The organism is Streptomyces sp. NPDC088707, assembly GCF_044752725.1.
Lineage (GTDB): Bacteria > Actinomycetota > Actinomycetes > Streptomycetales > Streptomycetaceae > Streptomyces.
This window is the reverse complement of the sequence record NZ_JBIVLV010000005.1, coordinates 20,114-40,463: the sequence shown is the minus strand read 5'-3', so window position 1 is coordinate 40,463 and position 20,350 is coordinate 20,114. Positions and strand designations below refer to the sequence as shown.

Sequence of the window (20,350 nt, the reverse complement as noted above, 5' to 3'; positions counted from 1 at the left end):
GATTTCGACCCGTGTGCTACGGGACACCCGCGTCGTCAGAACGTCACGCGGGTTGTCAGAACGCGCACGGGCCGCGCGTCGTCAGAACCTCACGCGGGCCGCGACCGGGAGGTGGTCGCTCTTCGTCTCCGGGAGGGCCCAGGACGACATCGGCTCGACGCCCTTGACCAGGATCTGGTCGATGCGGGCCATCGGGAACGAGGCGGGCCAGCTGAAGCCGAAGCCGTCGCCCGCCGCGCCCTGGGTGGAGCGGAGCTGCGAGGTGATGCCGTTGAGGGCCCGGTCGTTCATGGTGCCGTTGAGGTCGCCGAGGAGGACGATCCGCTCGTGGCGGTCGTGGGAGATGGCCTCGCCGAGGGCGTTCGCGCTGTCGTCGCGCTGGTTGGCGGTGAAGCCGGCGTTCAGCTTGACCCGGACGGACGGCAGGTGGGCGACGTACACGGCGATCTCGCCCCGGGGGGTCACGACGTCGGCGCGCATCGCGCGGGTCCAGCCCATCCGGATGTCGACGGGCTGCGGGTCGCGCAGGGGCAGCTTGCTCCAGAGTCCGACCGTGCCCTGGACCGAGTGGTACGGGTAGGTCTTCGCCAGGCCCTTCTCGTACGCCGGGACCACGTCGCCCTTCAGTTCCTCCAGGGCGAGGACGTCGGCGCCGGACGCGGCGAGCTGCTCGGCGGTGCCCGCGGGGTCCGGGTTGTCGGCGTTCACGTTGTGGGTCGCGACGGTCAGGTCGCCGCCGGCCACGGACTTGTCGGCGACGAGCCCGCCGAAGAGGTTCAGCCACACCACGGCCGGCAGCACCAGGGCGATCAGCGCGGTGGCGGAGCGGCGCAGCAGGGCGAGGACGAGGAGGACGGGGACGAAGAGGCCGAGCCAGGGCAGGAAGGTCTCGGTGAGGCTGCCGAGGTTGCCGATCCGGTTGGGGATGTCGGCGTGGAGGACCATCAGCAGGGTGAGGGCCACCGCGAAGAGCGCGAGGAGGATGCCGCGGCGCCAGATCCCGGGGTCGCGGCGGAGTCCGCCGAGGGCGGCCCGGAAGCGGGAGGAGGTCGTCGGCTCGTTCCCCGTGCCGCCCTGCTCGGTCTCCGTCATGTCCACCCGCGCCATCGCCCGTCCTCACTGCCTTGCTGCCGTGCTGTCTTGCTGCCGTGCTCCGTGACCCGACGTCGACACTAGGGGATGACGGGGCCGTCGTACGTCCGGTGGGACGACAGCTACGGCGTGGCGGGTTCCTGCAGGTGGCGCCCCCGGGTGGGCTGTGACAGAACGCGCACATTTGGCCGGGTCCGGCCTTGTCGGGCGGGCGGCAGTCAGTCTCGGGGCCGCAGGCCCTCCATCACCGTGTCGACGACCCGCTCGGCGAGGCCGGGTTCCAGGGAGGCGCCGGGGCGGATGACGGTGCGCAGGAGCAGCGGGCCCGTGAGGAGGTCGTTGACGAACTCGATGTCGAGGTCGTCGCGGATCTCCCCCTTCTCCATCCCGCGCCGGACGGTGTCCAGGCCGAGGCGGCGGCGCGGTTCGATGACGCTGTGCTGGTAGACCTCCCACAGCCGGGGGTAGAGCTGCATCTGCGCGAAGACGTTGTGGAGCAGGCTGGAGGTCCGCTTGGCGACGCCGCGTTCGCGCAGCGACTCCAGGAGGACGACGAGGTCGCCTCGGACCGAGGTGCCGGAGAGCACCGGGTCCGGGGGTTCCACCGAGCGGAGCAGGTCGACGAAGAGCTCCTCCTTGCCGGTCCAGCGGCGGTAGATGGTGGCCTTGCCGACGCCGGCGGTGCGGGCGATCCGCTCGATGGACAGCTCGGCGAGCGGGACGCCCTCGTCCAGGAGCCCGACGACCGCGTCGAAGACGGCGCGCTCGACGCCCTCGCTCCGGGGTCGGCCGCGCCGGGCCCCCGCCGGGGCCCCGGTCGACGCACCGGTCGCGGCTCCGTCGTCGTGGGTTTCCGGGGTTCCGGGGGTCCCGCCGTCCTGCCGCGACACGTGTGCTCCACCTCTCGTTCGGGCTCTCGGACACCACCGGCGCCCTGGGCGCCTCGTGTCCTACCGTCGGGCCGATTCTCCCGCCTCGGACGCCGGGCCCGGCACCGAGCCCCGCCGGGCCTCGCCCCCCGGCCCGGCTCCGGGTGCGGTGGCACCCGGTCCGGGGACGCCCGGAGCCGCCCCGCCCGGTCCCGCGGCGCCGGGTCCCGGGGCGCCCGCGGTGCCCGTCGGCGTACGGCCGGGCAGGAACATCGCGACCACCGCCGCGCCGATCAGGCCGATCACCGCCGAGGCGAGCGCCGTGACGTGCATGGCGTCGAGGAAGGCGTCGTACGCCGGGGCCACCAGGTCACGGCCCGCCGGACCGAGCTTCTCGGCGACCGCGAGCGTCGCCTCGACGGACTCGCCCGCCGTGGCCCGCAGGGCCGCCGGGACGCCGCCGAGGTGCCCCTCGATCTCGCCGCGGTACGTGGAGGAGAGCAGCGAGCCGAGGACGGCGACGCCGAGCGCACCGCCGACCTGCCGGAAGGTGTTGTTGATCGCCGAGCCGGAACCGGCCTTCTCGCGCGGCAGCGCCTGCATGATCGCGACCGTGACGGGCGGCATGATGTGCGCCATTCCCGCGCCCTGGACGAAGAAGACGATCTCCATGACCCAGACCGGGGTCGAGGCGTCGAAGAAGGCGAAGGCCGCGAGGCCGAGGGCGACGAGCAGCATGCCGGCGGTACAGACGGCCTTGGCGCCGAAGCGTTCGACGACGAGCCGCGCGCGGGGCGCGAAGACCATCTGTGCGACGGCCAGGGGCAGGATGAGCAGCCCGGACTGCAGGGCGCTGTAGCCGCGGACGCTCTGCAGGTAGAAGGCGGAGAAGAAGGTCACGCCCATGAGCGCGAAGAAGACGAGCGCGATCGCGGCGACGGCCGCCGAGAACGCGGGCCTCTTGAAGTACGTCATGTCGATCGCGGGGTGGTCGCTGCGCCGCTCGTGGAGGACGAAGAGGACCAGCACGGCGAGGCCGCCGAGGGTCGGGGCGAGGACGGTGGCGTCGGTGAAGTCGGCCAGTTCGCCGCCGCGGATGATCCCGTAGACGAGGAGGACGAGTCCGACGACGGAGAGCAGCACGCCGGGGATGTCGATCCGGCCGGGCCTGGGGTCCCGGGAGTCGGGAACCAGCCACATCATCAGGGCGAGGGCGATCAGCACGACCGGCACGTTGATGAGGAAGATCGATCCCCACCAGAAGTGTTGGAGCAGGATGCCGCCGGTGATCGGGCCGATCGCGATGGCGAGGCCGACGCTGCCGGCCCAGATGCCGATGGCCTTGGGCTGCTCCTCGCGCTCGAAGACGTTCATGAGGACGGCGAGCGTCGCGGGCATGACGAAGGCGGCGCCCAGGCCCATGACGGCCCGGAAGGCGATGAGCTCGGCCGGGGAGCCGGAGAGCGCGGCGAGCGCGGAGCCGATGCCGAAGACGGTGATGCCGAAGAGCAGCACCTTCTTTCGGCCGAGGCGGTCGCCGAGCAGGCCGGAGGTGAAGAGGAGTCCGGCGAAGACGAGCGTGTAGGAGTTGATCGCCCACTCCAGCTCGCTCTGGGTGGCACCGATGCCGGTGGGCGCGGGGGCGGCGATCGTCTTGACGGCGACGTTCAGGATCGAGTTGTCGAGGACGACGATCAGAAGGCTGAGCATGAGAACGCCGAGGACGGCCCAGCGGCGCCGGTGGACGGCCTCGGGGACCCGGGGTCCGGAGGCTCCGGGGGGCACGGCGGATGCGGCGGATGCGGGGGACGGCTGTGACATGCCCACCACCCTAGAGGCATTTCGATACGAGACCGTCTCGTATCGTAATTCCTGACCGAGCCTTTACGTTGCGGGCGGCTCAACGCCCGCGACGGCACGCGGCCCGCCGCGGCGCGCCGGTGTGAACAGCGCCACTCCGGCCCACTTCCCCGCCCGGCCGGCGAAGTGCCACCATGGATGTGGTCCGGGGACGCCGTCAGGGCGCCTCGAGATGACACAAGGAGCCGTGCACCATGACGCTTCAGGCTGCCCAGAAACCCCCCGCCGACAGCAGCAAGGCGCTGTACGGCGGCAAGGGCACGCGCCGCATCACCGTCCACGACATCGCCGCCGCCAAGACCCGCGGCGAGAAGTGGCCCATGCTCACCGCCTACGACGCGATGACCGCGTCCGTCTTCGACGAGGCCGGCATCCCGGTGATCCTCGTCGGGGACTCCATGGGCAACTGTCACCTCGGCTACGACACCACCGTGCCCGTCACGATGGACGAGATGACGCTGCTCTCCGCCGCCGTCGTCCGGGGCACGAAGCGCGCTCTCGTCGTCGGCGACCTCCCCTTCGGTTCGTACCAGGAAGGGCCGGTCCAGGCCCTGCGCAACGCCACCCGGCTGGTCAAGGACGCGGGCGTCGGTGCGATCAAGCTGGAGGGCGGCGAGCGCTCGCTGCCCCAGACCGAGCTGCTCGTCCAGGCCGGCATCCCCGTCATGTCGCACCTGGGCCTCACCCCGCAGTCCGTGAACACCATGGGCTACCGGGTGCAGGGCCGCTCCGACGAGGCCGCGCACAAGCTGCTCCGCGACGCGAAGGCGGCGCAGGACGCGGGCGCGTTCGCGGTCGTCCTGGAGCTCGTACCGGCCGAGCTGGCCGCCGAGGTCACCCGCTCCCTGCACATCCCGACCATCGGGATCGGTGCCGGCGCCGGCACCGACGCCCAGGTGCTCGTCTGGACCGACATGGCCGGTCTGACGGGCGGCAAGGTGCCGCGCTTCACCAAGCAGTACGCCAACCTCCGCGAGACGCTCGGCGACGCCGCCCGCGCCTTCGCCGAGGACGTCGGCGGCGGGGCGTTCCCCGCCGAGGAGCACACCTTCCACTAGTCGCGACAGGCCCACGAAGCCACTGCGGCACCACCCGACAGCCCGCCGACATCCCCCATCGGCGGGCTGTCGGTCGTCTGTCGGAGGATTGTCGGTGGCGCCTGCTCTAGTAGGGGCCATGACGCGATCACACACCAACGCCGTCGAGGTCCGGGGCCTCGTGAAGCACTTCGGCGCCACCAAGGCCCTCGACGGGGTCGACCTGGACGTACGGGAGGGCACCGTCCTCGGCGTGCTCGGCCCGAACGGCGCGGGGAAGACCACCCTCGTCCGCTGTCTCTCCACCCTCCTCGTCCCGGACGCCGGGACCGCCACCGTCGCCGGCTACGACGTGGTGAAGCACCCCCGCCAGCTGCGCCGCACCATAGGGCTCACCGGTCAGTACGCCTCGGTGGACGAGAAGCTGTCCGGCTGGGAGAACCTGTACATGATCGGGCGGCTGCTCGACCTCTCCCGCGCCGACGCCCGCCGCCGGTCCGACGAGATGCTGGAGCGCTTCTCCCTCACCGACGCCGCCAAGCGGCCCGCCATGACCTACTCCGGCGGCATGCGGCGCCGGCTCGACCTCGCCGCCTCGATGATCGGCCGGCCGGCCGTCCTCTACCTGGACGAGCCGACCACCGGTCTCGACCCCCGCACCCGCAACGAGGTGTGGGACGAGGTCCAGCGGATGGTCTCGGAGGGCGTCACCGTCCTCCTCACCACCCAGTACATGGAGGAGGCGGAGCAGCTCGCGAACGAGCTGACCGTCATCGACAAGGGCAAGGTCATCGCCCGGGGCGGCGTCGACGAGCTCAAGGCCAAGGTCGGCGGCCGGACCCTGAAGGTCCGCCCGGTGGACCCGGGCCGGCTGCCCGCGATGGCCGCCGCGCTCCGCGAGACCGGCCTCGACGGGATCGCCGGGTCGACCGTCGTGCCCGACGAGGGCGCCCTGTACGTGCCGATCCTCACCGACCAGCAGCTGACCGCCGTCGTGGCCCTGTTCGGCGCCCGCGGCTTCGGCATCGCGCACATCGGCACGCATCTGCCGAGCCTGGACGAGGTGTTCCTGGCCATCACCGGCGAGAAGACCACCGTTTCCGACGAGACCAACGAGGAGGTCGCCGCATGAGCACGACCACGGTCACCAAGTCCCCCGTCGGAGCCCCGGGCCCGGCGGCCGCGCGCCCCGCGCCCGCCGCCGAGGGCCGGATCGGCCTCCGCGCCAACCTGCGGCACATCGGCGCCCTCGCCCGGCGCAACGCGCTCCAGATCAAGCAGGACCCGGAGTCGATGTTCGACGCCGTCCTGATGCCGATCATCTTCATCCTGCTCTTCGTGTACGTCTTCGGCGGCGCGATCTCCGGCAAGGGCAACAACGACGTCTACGTGAACTACGTGACGCCCGGCCTGATGGCGATGATGGGCATGAACATCGCGATGGCCGTCGGCGTGGGCATCAACGACGACTTCAAGAAGGGGGTCATGGACCGGTTCCGGACGATGCCGATCGCCCGGTCCTCCGTCCTGATCGCGAAGATCGTCGTCGAGGTCGGCCGGATGCTGATCGCCACCGCGATCCTGCTCGGCATGGGCTTCCTGCTCGGCCTGGAGATCCACACCTCGGTGCTGCACCTCTTCGCCGCCATCGGTCTCTCGATGGTCTTCGGGGCGTCCCTCATGTGGATCTTCATCCTGCTCGGCCTCACCCTGAAGACCGCCCAGGCCGTCCAGGGCATGGCGATGCTGGTCCTGATGCCGCTGCAGTTCGGCTCCTCGATCTTCGCCCCGACGACCTCGATGCCCGGCTGGCTGGAGACCTTCACCGACTACAACCCGCTGTCCAACCTCGCCGACGCCGCCCGCAACCTGATCAACGGCGGCCCGGTCGCCCACTCCGTGTGGATGACACTCGGCTGGGCCCTCGCGATCACGATCGTCACGGCGCCCCTGGCGGTGACCAAGTTCCGCAAGAAGACCTGAGTCCACCACGGGGGTTCAGGACTCGGCGCGCTCACTGATCGCGTCGGCGGCGCGACCGAGCAGGGCGGCGGCCTCTTCCAAGGAGAGGCCGCCGCCTTCCGCGTGTGCCGCGGTGAACTCCGCGGCCCCCAGCTCGGCCCGGCACAGTTCCGCGGCCCGCGCCAGGTTCTCCCGCTCCATCGGCGGGGCCAGGTGCCCCGGCGGGACCAGGGCGTCCCTGGCCCCGAGCAGCACCGCCCCGGTACGCGCCTCCGGGCCGCCGAGCCCGGCCAGCGCCCAGGCCGCGGTGACCAGATGGACCCCGGGCATCTGCGGGGCGACCATCATCGACAGCGCGCCGAGGGACCTCTCGTAGGCCTCCGTGGCGAGAGCGAGCGCGGAGCCGTACCGTCCGTCGAGGGCGTCGAGCCAGCCCAGGCTGCCGAGCGTGAAGCCCTCGAAGATGGAGAGCGTCTCGGAGCCGAACTCCCCCCGCAGCGCGTGCAGGTGCTCACGGGCCTCGTCGGTGCGACCGCTGCGGCCGAGCGCGAGGGCCAGGAAGATGCGGGCACCGAGCAGGGGTTCATGACCCCAGAGGTGGCCGCCGTCCACGATCTCGCGCAGGATGGCCTCGCCCTCGTCGAGCCGACCGGTCTCGACGAGCGTTCCGGCGTACCGGGCGCGCAGGAGCGCCATCTGCGACTGGGCGCCGATCCGTTCCGCGTAGCCGATGGCGGCCTCGAAGTCCGCGGCCGCGTCCTCGAACGAGAGCCGCCGCTCCTGGGCCTCCGCGCGGGAGGAGAGCGCCTCGGCCGCGCCCCAGGCGTCCCCCAGCCGGACGAAGAGCGCCAGGCTCTCGTCGGCGTCGGCGATCGCCTCGACGGCCTGGTCGCCCCGGTTGGCGAACATGTTGGCCCGCATCTGCAGGGCGTTGGCGAGCTCCCAGTCGTAGCCGTGGCGGCGGCAGGTCTCGATGGTCGTGTCGAGCAGTTCGCGGAGCCGGCCGGCCTCGCCGATGAGGAGGACCGCGAAGACGGCGAGAGAGCCGGGCAGTCGGGCGGCCTGGGGCAGGCCGGGCTCGTAGACGGCGGTCATCTCGCGAAGCCGCTCCATGCCGGCGGGGCTGGTCCAGCGCCCGGTCTCGTGATCCATGTTGATCAGCTCGACGAGCCGCACCCCGCGCCGCGCCTCCCAGCGCTGCTCCTCGGCGAGCGGCGGCGGCACCGCCGTGCACGGTGCGTCCAGGGGGACGACGGGGGCGGCGGGCGGGGTGAACGGGTCGGGGCCGAGGGCGGCGGCCGCCCGGGCCCAGTGCAGGGCGTCGGAACGCAGGTCGCGCATCTGCCAGTACCAGAGCAGGGAGTGGACGAGGACGAGCGCCTCGTCCTCGTCGCGGGCGTCGACGGCCCGGTGCAGGGCGGTGCGCAGGTTCCCGTACTCGGCGCCGAAGCGGGCGATGGCGGCGACCTGGCCCGATCCGCGCAGCTCGGGGTCGGTACGGCGGGCCAGCTCGCGGTAGTACGTCAGATGGCGCCGCTCGACCACCGCCCGCTCGCCGGCCTCGTCGAGGCGCTCCCCCGCGTACTCCGCCACGGTCTCCAGGAGGCGGAAGCGCATCCCCTCGTCCCCCGGGCCTGCCACCACGAGCGACTTGTCGACGAGCGCCCCGAGCAGATCCAGTACGTCGAGCGCCTCGCCGGTCCCGTCGTCCGTGCAGACCGCCTCGGCCGCCGCCAGATCACAGCCGCCCGTGAAGACCGCTAGCCTTCGCAGCACCGCGCGTTCCACCTCGTCGAGCAGGTCCCACGACCAGTCCACCACCGCCCGCAGCGTCTGCTGCCGCGGCAGCACCGTCCGGGCCCCCGACGTCAGCAGCCGGAACCGGTCGTCGAGTCGGTCCGCGATCTGCCGCGACGTCAGCATCCGCAGCCGGGCCGCGGCCAGCTCGATCGCCAGCGGCAGACCGTCGAGACGGCGGCAGATCTCCTCCGCCGCCTCGGGGTCCTCGCCCACGGTGAACCCCGGCCGCGCCGCCGCACCCCGCTCGTCGAGCAGGCGCAGCGCCATGCCCATCGGCAGCGGGCCCAGGGGCCGCACCAGTTCCCCCGGCACCCCCAGCGGCTCCCGGCTCGTCGCGAGGACCCGGAGTCCCGGGCAGCGGGCGAGCAGGGTCTCGGCCAGTTCGGCGGCGGCGGCCACGACGTGCTCGCAGTTGTCGAGGAGCACCAGCATCCGGCGCCCGGCGCAGTGCTCGACGAGCCGGGAGAGCGGGTCGTTGCCGGCCCGGAGCTCCTCGGCTCCCGCGCCCCGCAGGACGGTCTCGCGGGCGCCGACGGCCGCGAGGACCGCCTCGGGGACGGCCTCGGGGTCGGTGACGGGCGCGAGTTCGGCGACCCAGACCCCGTCCGGCCATGCCTCGGCCGCGCGCTCGGCCGCCTCCTGCGAGAGCCGGGTCTTCCCGGCGCCGCCGGGGCCGAGCAGGGTGACGAGCCGGGCGTCCTCCAGGTCCCCTCGGAGGGCGGCGATCTCCTCGTCCCGGCCGACGAAGCTGGTGAGCCGGGCGCGCAGGTTGCCGGGAGGGGTGGCGGTGGCGGGCGCCCGGTCCGGCTCGGTCTTCGACGCGCGCTTCGCTTCCGTCCTCGGCCCCCGGGCGAGCAGCTCCGCGTGCAGGGCGCGCAGGGCCGGCGACGGGTCCGTGCCGAGGCGGTTGGCGAGGGCGCGCCGGACCGTCTCGTACGCGGCGAGGGCCTCGGCCGCGCGTCCGGTGTCCCGCAGGGCCCGGATCCGCAGCGCCTGGAGGGTCTCGTCCAGGGGGTGGGCGGCGCAGAGGGCGGTCAGTTCGGGGAGGGCCGCGGGCGCCTCGCCGAGCCCGAGGGCGGCGTCCAGCCTGGCCCGGCGGACGTCGAGGCGGCGGGCCTCCCAACGCGGGGCCTCCGTCTCCCGGTCGGGAAGGTCGGCGAGGGCGGGCCCGCGCCAGAGCCCGAGGGCCTCGTCGAGGAGGGCAGCGGCCCGGGCCGGGTCCCCGGCGCCGAGCGCTGCCACGCCCTCCGCGGCCAGGTGCTCGAAGCGGCGGGCGTCCACGTCCTCGGGCCGGGCGTCGAGGCGGTAGCCGCCCTCCGCGGAGACGATCCGGTCCCGGCCGAGGGCCTTGCGGAGCCGTCCGACGAGGGCCTGGAGCGCGGCGACGGCGTCGGCGGGCGGCTCGTCGCCGTGCCACACCTCCTCGACGAGGTCCGGTACGAGCACGGTCCGGCCGGCCCGCAGCGCGAGGACGGTGAGCAGCGCGCGGACCCGGGGGCCGCCGACGGCCACGTCGGCGCCGTCGGGCGTGCGGGCGAGGGTCGGGCCGAGGACGGAGTAGAGCACGGGCCCATTCTCCGTGAGAGGGTGCCCGACTCCGGAACTCGCCCCGTCACCCGATACGTTTCCCGCACATCAGGCACCGAACGAGCCACCTCCGTCCCCTGGGAGCTTCCGCGATGACCACGGCCACCACCCGGCGCCACGAGCGGCGGATCAGCCCCGTCTTCCTGGCGATCCTCGCCGTCATGGCCGTCACGGGCTGGGCGGTGTGGACGGACTTCGCCGCCCTGCCCGGTCTGGCGGTCTTCCTCTTCGTGACCTCGGCGTGGGTGGTGTCGCTCTGTCTCCACGAGTACGCGCACGCCCGTACGGCCCTGCACGGCGGTGACACCACGGTCGGCGCGAAGGGCTATCTGACCCTGAACCCGCTGGCGTACACCCACGCCGTCCTCAGCGTCGTCCTGCCCGTGCTGTTCGTGATCATGGGCGGGATCGGTCTGCCGGGCGGCGCGGTCTTCATCGAGCAGGGCCGGATCAAGGGCCGCTGGAAGCACAGTCTGATCTCGGCGGCGGGTCCGCTCGCGAACGTGCTGTTCGCGCTCGTCTGCACGGCCCCGTTCTGGCTGGGCGCGCTCGACGGCGTCCCGCTCCCGTTCCAGTTCGCGCTGGCCTTCCTGGCGTTCCTCCAGGTGACCGCGGCGCTCCTGAACCTGCTGCCGGTGCCGGGCCTCGACGGTTACGGGATCGTCGAGCCCTGGCTGTCGTACAAGGTGAAGCGGCAGATCGAGCCGTACGCGCCGTACGGCTTCTTCATCGTGATCGCGCTGCTGTTCGTGCCGGCGGTCAACGACGGCTTCTTCGACGCGATCGACGCGCTGATGCGGTCGCTCGGGGTGCCGGAGCTGTCCCGCTACTGCGGCTCGCAGCTGTTCCGGTTCTGGCAGGAGGCGCCGGAGTTCTGCCAGGTCTGAGGCCGGTGAGCGCCCGGGGGCCGGACCGGCCTCCGGGACCGGTCTGCCGGTCTAGGCCTCGGCGCGCGCGGCCTTCTCGACCTTCGCGCGGCGGATGTAGTACCAGGCCATGTTGGAGGACAGACCGGCGATCAGGATCCAGACGACGCCGAGGAAGCTGCCCTCGACGAAGGAGACGACGGCCGCGGCGACGGCCAGGGCGCAGACCACGAGGGCGAAGAGGGCGAGGCGGGGCATGGGGGTCGGCTCCTGTCCGGGTACGGCTGCTGTGCCCGTCCAGTGTCCCCCATGCCCTCCGTCCGGCCCGGACCGGCTCGGCCGTCCTGCCGGGAAGCGGCTCAGATGTCGGTGACGCGCAGCCCGGCGTGGGCCTTGTAGCGGCGGTTGACCGAGATCAGGTTGGCGACGAGCGACTCGACCTGGTGGGCGTTGCGCAGCCGGCCGGCGAAGACGCCGCGCATGCCGGGGATGCGGCCGGCGAGGGCCTGGACCAGCTCGACGTCGGCGCGCTCCTCGCCGAGGACCATCACGTCCGTGTCGATCTCCTCCAGGGAGGCGTCCTGGAGCAGGACGGCGGAGAGGTGGTGGAAGGCGGCGGCGACGCGGGAGTCCGGGAGGAGCGCGGCGGCCTGCTCGGCGGCGGAGCCCTCCTCGGGCTTGAGCGCGTAGGCGCCCTTCTTGTCGAAGCCGAGCGGGTTGACGCAGTCCACGACGAGCTTGCCCACGAGCTCCTCGCGCAGGGACTCCAGGGTCTTGGCGTGCCCGTCCCACGGCACGGCGACGATCACGATGTCGCTGCGGCGGGCGCAGTCGGCGTTGTCGGCGCCCTCGACGCCGTGGCCGATCTCGCCGGCGGCCTCCTGGGCGCGGTCGGCGGCGCGGGAGCCGATGATCACCTTCTGTCCGGCCTTGGCGAGCCGGTAGGCGAGGCCGCGGCCCTGGTCGCCGGTGCCACCGAGGACGCCGACGACGAGGCCGGAGACGTCGGGGAGGTCCCACGGGTCCTTGGGGGCGGCCTTGGGGGCGGGGGTGCTGGGAGTCGAGGAAGTCATGGACCCGACACTACCGAGCGGTCGGCCCCGCCGGGGCGGCTCCCGTACGGGTGGAACGACCGCGACAGGCCACGCGAGGGCCTCCGCCTGGTGCAGGATGCGGGGCCATGGATGCCGTACGGGTCGCGTTGCTGCGGGAAGTGCTCGCCGGGACGGAGTGGCCGCGGGCGGCCCGCCGGTTCGCGGGTGCGCTCAGGTCCTCGGTCGTCCCGCACCGGGGCGGGCTGCTCCTGGTCGGCACGGCGGAGTACGAGCCCTGGCACCTGGCGGCGCACCTGGTCGACGAGTCGGCCTGGTCGGGGATCCCCGAGCTGGCGCCGACGCTGGTGCGGCACCGGGTGCGGCCGGGGGATCCGGCGCACCTGGCGGTGGGGCTCGGCCGTCTTGAGGCGGCGGGCCGCGGCGCGACGCTGCTGATGGTGACGCCGGAGCGGCCGGACGCGGGGCTGCTGCAGCGGGTGCACGACGCCCGGCGGGCGGGGGCGACGGTGCTCTCGCTCGACGGGGGCGACGAGGAGGTGCGCGGGCTGGCGCACGAGACGCTCACGGTGGCGGAGGGGGCGGAGGTCGACCTGGACACGGTGCAGCATCTGGTGAGCGCGGCGGCCGGCGAGAACAGCCTGCCGTCACCGCGGGGGAACCGGCGCTTCCGCGACCGGCTCTCGGACCTCGCGGACCGGCTGACGGCACCGCCGCCCGCGCGCTGGTAGACCGCCGCCCGCGCGCTGGCAGGAGGGGCCCGGTCCGCCGTTGGCGGCGTCCTCGTGTCGGCACTGCGGCAGGAAAATCGTTTGCCCCGTCCGGTTCGTCACCGGAGCATGGCCTCTCGTGTCTCCTGCATTCGCGAAGCTCTCCGCGCTCCTGCCCGATCTGGCGCCGTGGCGCGCGACCCGGGACTTCCGGCTGCTCTGGGTGCAGGGGCTCGTCACGTACTTCAGCAGCGCGATGGCGATGATCGCCCTGCCGCTGCAGATCAAGGAACTCACGGGTTCACCGCTCGCCGTCGGCGCGATGGGCGCGGTCGAGCTGGTGCCGCTGGTGGTCTTCGGCCTGTACGGCGGGGCGCTCGCCGACGCGGTCGACCGGCGGAAGGTGATCCTCCTGACCGAGGCGGGTCTCGGACTGCTCGCCGCGATCCTCCTCGTCAACGCGCTGCTTCCGACCCCGATGCTCTGGCCGCTGTACGTGGTCGCGGCCGGCGTCTCGGCGCTCGCGGGGCTCCAGCGGCCGGCCCTGGACTCGCTCATGGCCCGGATCGTGCCGCACGAGCACCAGACGGCGGCGGCCGCGCTGAACTCGCTGCGCTGGCAGATGGGCTCGATCGCGGGGCCGGCGCTCGCCGGCCTGGTCGTGGCGTACGCGGGTCACGCGCCCGCGTACGGGGTGACGATCGTCGGTTTCGCCGCCTCGGTGCTGCTGTGCCGCCGGCTCTCGCCCGCGCCGCCCGCGCACGACGCGGAGAAGCCCTCGCTGCGGGGGATCGCGGAGGGCGCGCGGTACGCCTGGTCGAGGCCGGTGCTGCTCGGCACGTACGCGGTCGACCTCGCGGCGATGTTCTTCGCCTTCCCGAACACGATCTTCCCGTTCCTCGCGGACGAGCTGGACGCGGACTGGTCGCTCGGCCTGATGTACGCGGCGGGTTCGGTCGGCTCGCTGGTGCTGGGCCTGACCAGCGGCTGGACGTCGAGGGTGCGCCGGCACGGGCTGCTCGTGGCCGCGGGAGCCGCCGGCTGGGGTCTGGCGATCGCGGCGGCGGGCTGGTTCGGGAACATCTGGCTGGTCCTGCTCTGCCTCGCCTTCGCCGGGGCCGGCGACATGCTGAGCGGCCTGGGCCGGGCGACGATCTGGAACCAGACGATCCCGGAGGAGCTGCGCGGCCGGCTCGCGGGCATCGAGGTGCTCTCGTACAGCGTCGGCCCGCAGCTGGGCCAGGTCAGGGCCGGCGCGATGGCGGGCTGGACCGGCACCCGGTCGGCCGTCTGGACGGGCGGCGTGGCCTGCGTCGCCTCGGTGGGCCTGCTCTGCCTCGCGCTGCCGAAGCTCCTCACGTACGACTCCGAGACCGACGAGGACTCACTGCGCCGCAAGGCCCAGCAGGAGGCGGCCCGGCGGGAGGCGGCGGAGCGGGACCCGGCGGGGACCGTGTGAGCGGTCCCCGCCGGGTCCCGACCGCCGGACCGGCACGGTGGCCGGACAGGCGGGGCGGCTAGTCCTGCGTCTCCGGCTTCCCCGCCTTGTCGTGCCAGCGCGGGTCGGTCTCCCACTCCAGGTTCCGCTCGCGCGCGGTCTCCATGGCGTGGGCCGCCTCCTCGCGGCTGGCGTACGGGCCGAAGCGGTTCTTCGCCGGGCAATCGGGGCCCTCTTCGACCTTCTTGTGCTCCAGGCAGTAGTACCACTCGCCCGGTTTGCCCGCGGTGCGCTTCTTGAACAAAGCCATCGTCGTCGGCTCCTTCCTCCGAGACCATGCTGCCCCAGACCCGGTCGTTAGACTCGCTGGCATGTCTGGCCAGTCGCTTCTCGTCCCGGGGGAGCTCTCCCCCCATCGTTCCGTTCCGGGCTCCATCCGCCGCCCCGAGTACGTCGGGAAGCCCGCCCCGACCCCGTACAGCGGGCCCGAGGTGCAGGATTCCGACACCATCGAGCGGATGCGGATCGCCGGCCGCATCGCCGCGCGGGCGATGGAGGAGGCCGCCAAGCACATCGCCCCGGGTGTCACCACCGACGAGCTCGACCGGGTCGCGCACGAGTACATGTGCGACCACGGCGCCTACCCGTCCACCCTCGGCTACCGCGGGTTCCCGAAGTCGCTGTGCGCCTCGATCAACGAGGTCATCTGTCACGGCATCCCGGACTCCACCGTCCTGCGGGACGGCGACATCGTGAACCTCGACATCACGGCGTACATCAACGGCGTCCACGGCGACAACAACGCCACCTACCTCTGCGGCGACGTCGACGAGGAGTCGCGGCTGCTCGTGGAGCGGACCCGGGAGTCCCTGAACCGGGCCGTCAAGGCGGTCAAGCCGGGCCGTCAGATCAACATCATCGGCCGGGTCATCGAGTCGTACGCCAAGCGCTTCGGCTACGGCGTCGTCCGTGACTTCACCGGGCACGGCATCAACTCGTCCTTCCACTCCGGCCTGATCGTCCCGCACTACGACTCGCCCCACCACACCACCGAGATCAAGACCGGCATGACCTTCACCATCGAGCCGATGCTGACGCTCGGCACCCACGACTACGACATGTGGGACGACGGCTGGACGGTCGTGACCAAGGACCGCAAGCGGACCGCGCAGTTCGAGCACACGCTCGTCGTGACGGAGACCGGGGCGGAGATCCTGACGTTGCCCTAGCCGTTCGAATGGGTAGAGCTTTTACCGACAGGACGTCGGGAACCAGTTGACTTAGGTAAGCCTAACTTGGCAGGATCGTCACTGGTTCCCGTCCCATCGGTCCCGGAGGCACGCCTTGGACACGCCCTTCTCCACGCTCATCCGTACGGCCTCGCACGAGCAGCACACGGAGGCGGAGACGTCGTCCTTCATGGGCGACCTCCTGGGCGGGCGCCTGGGCGTCGACGCCTACGCGCGCTACACCGAGCAGCTCTGGTTCGTGTACCGCGCCCTGGAGGACGGCGCGGAGGCCCTGCGCTCGGACCCCGTCGCGGGGCCCTTCATACAGCCCGAGCTGTTCCGCACGGCCGCCCTGGAGCAGGACCTCGCCCATCTGCGGGGCCCCGACTGGCGCGCCGGGGTCTCCCCGCTGCCCGCCACCGTGGCGTACGCCGAGCGGGTCGCCGAGTGCGCCCGCGACTGGCCCGCGGGATACGTGGCCCACCACTACACGCGCTACCTGGGCGACCTGTCGGGCGGACAGATCATCCGCGACAAGGCGGAGCGCACCTGGGGCTTCGCGCGCAAGGGCGACGGCGTCCGCTTCTACGTGTTCGACACGATCTCCAACCCGGCCGCGTTCAAGCGCGCGTACCGGGAGCTGCTCGACGGGGTGAACGCGGACGACCTGGAGAAGCAGCGGATCGTCGACGAGTGCAAGCGCGCGTTCGCCTTCAACAGCGCGGTCTTCCAGCAGCTCGGCGGAGAGTTCTCCCTCAGCGCCTGAGCCCTCGGAAGGACGCGAACTCAGCGCGTGAGCGTTCCCTCCAGGCGGACCCGTCCGCCGAGTTCCACGATGCCGTCGGGGCCGGGGGCGGTGAGGAGCTGCGAACCCCGGCCCTGCGTGATGTTCAGGGCCCGCCCCAGCTCAGCCGTGAGCAGCAGCGCCGCCGCGCCGGTCGCCTCGTCCTCGTCGATGCCGTCGCCCCGCCCCGGGAACGCCCGCGCCCTGATCCGGCCCGCGGCCTCCTCCTCCCAGGCCCAGGCGTAGACCCACTCGCCCGGCTCGGGCACGTCGAGGGCCTCCACCTCGGCCGCGGAGCCGTACCGGCGCAGGGTCCGCGGCGGCGCCCACTCGGCGCGCGCCTCGATCCAGGTGAACTCCCCGTCGCCGCGCACCCACACCTCGCCCGCGGGCGGGACGACGACCTCCAGGTCGAGCAGCCAGGCGACGCCGACCAGCGGGTGTCCGGCGAAGGGCAGCCGCAGGCCGGGCGTGTAGATGTCGACGATCCCGCGCTCCGGGTCGTCCACGAACACCGTCTCGCTGAAACCGAGTTCCTTGGCGAGCGCCTGCCGGGAGGCCTCGTCTGGGTGGGTGCCGGCGTCCCGTACGACTCCGAGGGCGTTGCCGTGCCGGCCGTCGGCCGCGCAGAAGACCCGGAGGACGTCGATGTCGGAGGCGGCGCTCAGCACGGTCGTGTTCATGGCGGAGATTGAACCATGCACGGCAGGGCGACAGGGCCGCACCCGGAGATTCGGGGGCGGCCCTGTCGGGTGGGGTGGCGGATCAGGAGCCCGTCGCGCGACGGCGCACCGCGACGACCACGCCCGCGCCGGCCGCCACGGTCAGGGCGGAGGTCGTGAGGAGAAGGGTGGTCGACACCTCGGCGCCGGTGGAGGCGAGGGCGCCGGAACCGCCGCCCGTGGCGGACGAACCGCCGACGGTGCCGGAGCCGCCGACCGTACCGGCACCGCCGACGGTGCCGCCGCCGCCCGTGGTGGACGAGCCGTCGCCGCCGGACGTGCCGGAGCCGCCGGAGCCGGAGGTGCCGTCGCCGCCGGAGGTACCGGTGCCGCCGGTGGCCGGCGGGAGCGTGGCGCCACTGTCGGACGCGAGGCTCAGGGTCAGCGCGTCCAGCCCGGTGCCGGCCGGGTAGCCGCCCTGACCGCCGGGAGCGCTGAAGGTGGCCGAGCCCGCCTCCGTCAGCGTCGCCGGGATGTTCGCGAGCGTGACGACGTCGCCCTCCGCCGACCAGTCGGACCTCGACAGGTCGAGGGTGGCGAGGGCCACGTCGTTCCGGGCGCCCCGGGCGCTGGTGACATCGGCGGAGAGGGTGCCGGTGGTACCGGACGCCTTCACCTTCAGGTCGCCGACGGTCCAGTCGATGCCGTGGGCGTTGCAGACGAAGGAGACCTTGCCGGAGAAGGCGGCGTCGACCTTGCGGGCGTCGGCGTCGAGCTCGGCTTTGACGAAGCCGAAGTCGTAGGCGGAGCCGTTCTTCTTGGCCCCCTCGGAGGCGGTGACCGTACCGCCGCAGATCTGCCCGACGTACCGCTGCCAGCTCTCCTTCACCCCCCAGGTCAGCTTGCCGTCGACGACGCCGCCGGGGGCGGTGGTGGGGGCCGGGGTGGTGGGGTCGGTCGTCGGATCCGTGGTCGGGTCGGTGGTCGGATCCGTCGTGGGGTCGGTGGTCGGATCCGTGGTCGGGTCGGTCGTGGGATCCGTCGTCGGGTTCGTGGTGGGGTCTGTCGTCGGGTCCGTGGTCGGGTCCGTCGTCGGATCGGCCGTCGGACCCGTGGTCGGGTCCGTCGTCGGATCGGCCGTCGGACCCGTGGTCGGGTCCGTCGTCGGATCGGCCGTCGGCGTCGGGTCCACCGTCGGGTTCACCGTCGGGTCCACGGTCGGCGTCGGAGTCGGGCGGCTGCCCGCCTTCACCGTGAGGGTGGCCGCGTCCAGCGCGTCGCCCTCCTTGTAGAAGCCCGCGAACGCCGCCGCGCCGTCCGCCGTCAGCTTCGCCGGTATGTCCTTGAACACCATCGCGCCGCCCGCGCCCTGGCCCGGACGGATGCCGGTCATGTCGAGCGCGGCGAAGGCGATGTCCTCGCGGGTGCTGAAGGAGCCGTCCTTCTCCTTGGTGACGACGTCGGCGGTGATCTCGCCGGTCGGCGCAGCCGAGCCCTTCGTCGACAGCCTGACGTCCGAGATCAGGATGTCGAGGGCGCCCTCGTGGGCCTCGAAGTGGACGCTGCCCTTGAATCCGGTGGCGGTGCCGTGGGTGCCCATGTCGTACGTACCGGTGCCGTCGGCGAAGGTGAGGACGCCGTTGTTCGCGGCCTGGGTGGCGCCGCCCCCGACGGTGGTCTTCCCGTGGGCGAAGGGCATGGCGAGGTACGAGCGGAAGGACTGCTTGATGCCCCAGTCCAGCGTGCCGTCGACCAGCGGCAACGGTGGTGCGCCCTCGGCCGCCGCGGGCAGGGCGAGGACGACGGCGCCCGTGCCCAGGGCGGCGGCCGTGGCGACGGCGGCGGCCAGGGTGACGGAACGGCGCAGGGGGATGGCCATGACGGGGTTCTCCTAGGGGGACGCGGGGCGCAAGGGGGGGTGCGCGGGAATCGAGGTGTGGGGGCTCAGCCCGTGGGGGTGCCGGTACGACGACGGCGTACGGCGGCGAAGACGGCCAGTGCGGCGGCCAGCAGCCCGCCCGCGCCGATCGCGAGGTACGTGCCCGTGGAGGTCTCCGCGGCAGGAGCGGGGGCGGCGGTGGGGGCGGGCGTGGCCGGCTTCGACGGGGCGGCGGACTGCGTGGCCTCGCTGCCGAGGTCCGGGAGCGCGGGCAGCTCGGCCTCGGTGTCGACGGTGACGGCGAGGGACACCGGGTCCATCGCGGTCCCGGCCCTGTACATCCCGCCGAAGGCCTTGGCGCCGCCCTCGGTGAGGGTGGCGGGGGCCTCGGTGACGGCGGCGAGGCCGTTCTTCGGGGTGAGGTCCCGGGCGGCGAAGGTGACGAGGGGGACGGCCCTGTCGGTCTTCCCGGCGCTCGTGACGTCGGCGCTGAGGGTGCCGGTGCCGCCGGTGACCTTGACGGCGACCTTGCCGAGGGTGAGGTCGAGGTGGGTGCCGGTGAAGCGGACGCTGCCCGCGAAGGCGGCGTCGAGGGTGCCCTTCTTCGGGTCGTACGTGCCCTTGCCGGCGGTGAAGCGGAAGAGCGCGCCGCCGTCCTGGGCGCCGTCGGCGAGCGTCCACTCGCCCTGGGAGATGGCGCCGGTGACGTACTCGCGGAAGGTGCGGCGGACGCCCCAGTCGACCGCGGCGGCCCGGAGGGAGCCGGTGCGCGCAGGCGCCTCGGAGGAACTCGCCGTGGGCGACTGGTTCGTGGAGGGCTGTGCGGTCGGGGCGGGCGGCGCGGTGGTGGCCGGCGCGTTCGTCCGGGCCTGCCGCTGCGGCGTCCTGACGTCGACGGTGAGGCTGACGGGGTCGAGCGCGGTGCCGGCCGGGTAGTAGCCGGCGAAGGCGGAGGCGCCCTGCGGGGTGAGGGTGGCGGGCACGCCGCTGAGCGAGACGGGGCTGCCTCCGCCGCGCATGTCGATGCCGCCGACGTCGAGGGTGGCGAGCGGCACCTGGGAGGAGACGGTCGTCCGGCCGCTGCCCTTGGCCTTGCTCGCCATGTCGGCGTAGAGGGTGCCGCCGCCGCCCTGGATCCGGACCCGGGGCCGGCTGATGGTGAGGTCGAGCTCGTTCGTGCCGTCCGCCTTGCGGTGGCCGGTGAAGTGGACGCCGCCGGAGAACGCGGCTTCGAAGGCGCCGGTCGCCGGGTCGTACGAGCCCTGCGCGGAGTGGAAGCGGAACTGGCTTCCGCCGGTGGTGGCGGCGCCGCCGACGAGGCCCCAACCGCCCTGGGCGATGGGCCCGGTGACGTAGCTCTGGAAGGAGGACCTGATGCCCCAGTCGAGCCGGCCGCCCTGCACCGTGCGGCTCTCCGCGTGGGCGGTGCCGGCCGGAACGAGGGCGGCGAGCAGGGCCGCGAGCAGGGTCACGGCGAGCGCGCGGGCGGGTCTGGACAGCATCATGGAACCCCTCCGAGGGCT

General features: G+C 73.1%; 18 protein-coding genes. 8 read left to right on the top strand and 10 right to left on the bottom strand.

The genetic code is table 11. From position 1 onward, the window contains the following. Nucleotides 1-81: 81 nt before the first annotated feature. The 3 genes from ACIP84_RS16685 to ACIP84_RS16675 form a co-directional block, all read right to left on the bottom strand. Complete coding sequence (locus ACIP84_RS16685) at nucleotides 82-1,107, bottom strand: endonuclease/exonuclease/phosphatase family protein (protein ID WP_401798398.1); 1,026 nt, start codon at nucleotides 1,105-1,107, stop codon at nucleotides 82-84. A 203-nt stretch (nucleotides 1,108-1,310) separates the two neighbouring features. After that, complete coding sequence (locus ACIP84_RS16680; RefSeq protein ID WP_401798397.1) at nucleotides 1,311-1,982, bottom strand: TetR/AcrR family transcriptional regulator; 672 nt, start codon at nucleotides 1,980-1,982, stop codon at nucleotides 1,311-1,313. Between the two features lie 60 nt (nucleotides 1,983-2,042). Then, a complete protein-coding gene (locus ACIP84_RS16675) occupies nucleotides 2,043-3,782 on the bottom strand; it encodes an MFS transporter (protein WP_401798396.1) in 1,740 nt (579 codons plus the stop codon). A gap of 233 nt (nucleotides 3,783-4,015) precedes the next feature. On the opposite strand from ACIP84_RS16675, the gene panB reads away from it, so the two are divergent. From panB to ACIP84_RS16660, 3 genes are all read left to right on the top strand, one after another. Further along, entirely contained in the window at nucleotides 4,016-4,879 is an 864-nt protein-coding gene (panB, locus tag ACIP84_RS16670) for a 3-methyl-2-oxobutanoate hydroxymethyltransferase (protein ID WP_338496831.1), read from the top strand. Between the two features lie 118 nt (nucleotides 4,880-4,997). Next, nucleotides 4,998-5,990 carry an ATP-binding cassette domain-containing protein gene (locus ACIP84_RS16665; RefSeq protein WP_355964660.1) on the top strand — a complete coding sequence of 331 codons (993 nt, stop codon included), beginning with the start codon at nucleotides 4,998-5,000 and terminating at the stop codon, nucleotides 5,988-5,990. Beyond that, on the top strand, nucleotides 5,987-6,841 hold the full coding sequence (locus ACIP84_RS16660) for an ABC transporter permease (RefSeq protein ID WP_355964659.1): 855 nt from the start codon (nucleotides 5,987-5,989) through the stop codon (nucleotides 6,839-6,841). Before ACIP84_RS16665 ends, ACIP84_RS16660 begins: the two co-directional genes overlap by 4 nt. Before the next feature lie 15 nt (nucleotides 6,842-6,856). Here ACIP84_RS16660 and ACIP84_RS16655 read toward each other — a convergent pair whose 3' ends face one another. After that, a complete protein-coding gene (locus ACIP84_RS16655) occupies nucleotides 6,857-10,186 on the bottom strand; it encodes a BTAD domain-containing putative transcriptional regulator (protein WP_401798395.1) in 3,330 nt (1,109 codons plus the stop codon). A 113-nt stretch (nucleotides 10,187-10,299) separates the two neighbouring features. On the opposite strand from ACIP84_RS16655, the gene ACIP84_RS16650 reads away from it, so the two are divergent. Further along, complete coding sequence (locus ACIP84_RS16650; RefSeq protein WP_401798394.1) at nucleotides 10,300-11,094, top strand: site-2 protease family protein; 795 nt, start codon at nucleotides 10,300-10,302, stop codon at nucleotides 11,092-11,094. 51 nt (nucleotides 11,095-11,145) lie between these two features. Here ACIP84_RS16650 and ACIP84_RS16645 read toward each other — a convergent pair whose 3' ends face one another. Next, nucleotides 11,146-11,331 (bottom strand): hypothetical protein, encoded by a 186-nt coding sequence (locus tag ACIP84_RS16645; RefSeq protein WP_401798393.1) that lies wholly within the window; start codon nucleotides 11,329-11,331, stop codon nucleotides 11,146-11,148. A 101-nt stretch (nucleotides 11,332-11,432) separates the two neighbouring features. Then, complete coding sequence (gene npdG, locus ACIP84_RS16640) at nucleotides 11,433-12,146, bottom strand: NADPH-dependent F420 reductase (protein WP_401798392.1); 714 nt, start codon at nucleotides 12,144-12,146, stop codon at nucleotides 11,433-11,435. Between the two features lie 107 nt (nucleotides 12,147-12,253). On the opposite strand from npdG, the gene ACIP84_RS16635 reads away from it, so the two are divergent. Both ACIP84_RS16635 and ACIP84_RS16630 read left to right on the top strand, forming a co-directional pair. Further along, nucleotides 12,254-12,856 carry a hypothetical protein gene (locus ACIP84_RS16635; protein WP_355964655.1) on the top strand — a complete coding sequence of 201 codons (603 nt, stop codon included), beginning with the start codon at nucleotides 12,254-12,256 and terminating at the stop codon, nucleotides 12,854-12,856. A 118-nt stretch (nucleotides 12,857-12,974) separates the two neighbouring features. Further along, nucleotides 12,975-14,294 carry an MFS transporter gene (locus ACIP84_RS16630; protein ID WP_401798391.1) on the top strand — a complete coding sequence of 440 codons (1,320 nt, stop codon included), beginning with the start codon at nucleotides 12,975-12,977 and terminating at the stop codon, nucleotides 14,292-14,294. Between the two features lie 58 nt (nucleotides 14,295-14,352). Here the strand turns inward: ACIP84_RS16630 and ACIP84_RS16625 are convergent, their stop codons facing one another. Then, nucleotides 14,353-14,583 carry a hypothetical protein gene (locus tag ACIP84_RS16625; RefSeq protein WP_355969454.1) on the bottom strand — a complete coding sequence of 77 codons (231 nt, stop codon included), beginning with the start codon at nucleotides 14,581-14,583 and terminating at the stop codon, nucleotides 14,353-14,355. A gap of 61 nt (nucleotides 14,584-14,644) precedes the next feature. Between ACIP84_RS16625 and map the strand changes: the two genes are divergently transcribed. Further along, nucleotides 14,645-15,502, top strand: a complete 858-nt coding sequence (map, locus tag ACIP84_RS16620) for a type I methionyl aminopeptidase (protein ID WP_401798390.1) — start codon at nucleotides 14,645-14,647, stop codon at nucleotides 15,500-15,502. 115 nt (nucleotides 15,503-15,617) lie between these two features. Next, nucleotides 15,618-16,268 (top strand): biliverdin-producing heme oxygenase, encoded by a 651-nt coding sequence (locus ACIP84_RS16615; RefSeq protein ID WP_355969458.1) that lies wholly within the window; start codon nucleotides 15,618-15,620, stop codon nucleotides 16,266-16,268. Between the two features lie 20 nt (nucleotides 16,269-16,288). Here the strand turns inward: ACIP84_RS16615 and ACIP84_RS16610 are convergent, their stop codons facing one another. The 3 genes from ACIP84_RS16610 to ACIP84_RS16600 all read right to left on the bottom strand — a co-directional run bounded on the left by ACIP84_RS16610 (nucleotide 16,289) and on the right by ACIP84_RS16600 (nucleotide 20,332). After that, complete coding sequence (locus tag ACIP84_RS16610) at nucleotides 16,289-16,969, bottom strand: PhzF family phenazine biosynthesis protein (RefSeq protein WP_355969461.1); 681 nt, start codon at nucleotides 16,967-16,969, stop codon at nucleotides 16,289-16,291. Between the two features lie 82 nt (nucleotides 16,970-17,051). Continuing rightward, a complete protein-coding gene (locus ACIP84_RS16605) occupies nucleotides 17,052-18,827 on the bottom strand; it encodes an HtaA domain-containing protein (RefSeq protein WP_401798389.1) in 1,776 nt (591 codons plus the stop codon). Nucleotides 18,828-18,892: 65 nt separating this feature from the next. Further along, nucleotides 18,893-20,332, bottom strand: a complete 1,440-nt coding sequence (locus tag ACIP84_RS16600) for an HtaA domain-containing protein (RefSeq protein ID WP_401798388.1) — start codon at nucleotides 20,330-20,332, stop codon at nucleotides 18,893-18,895. Between the last annotated feature and the right edge of the window lie 18 nt (nucleotides 20,333-20,350).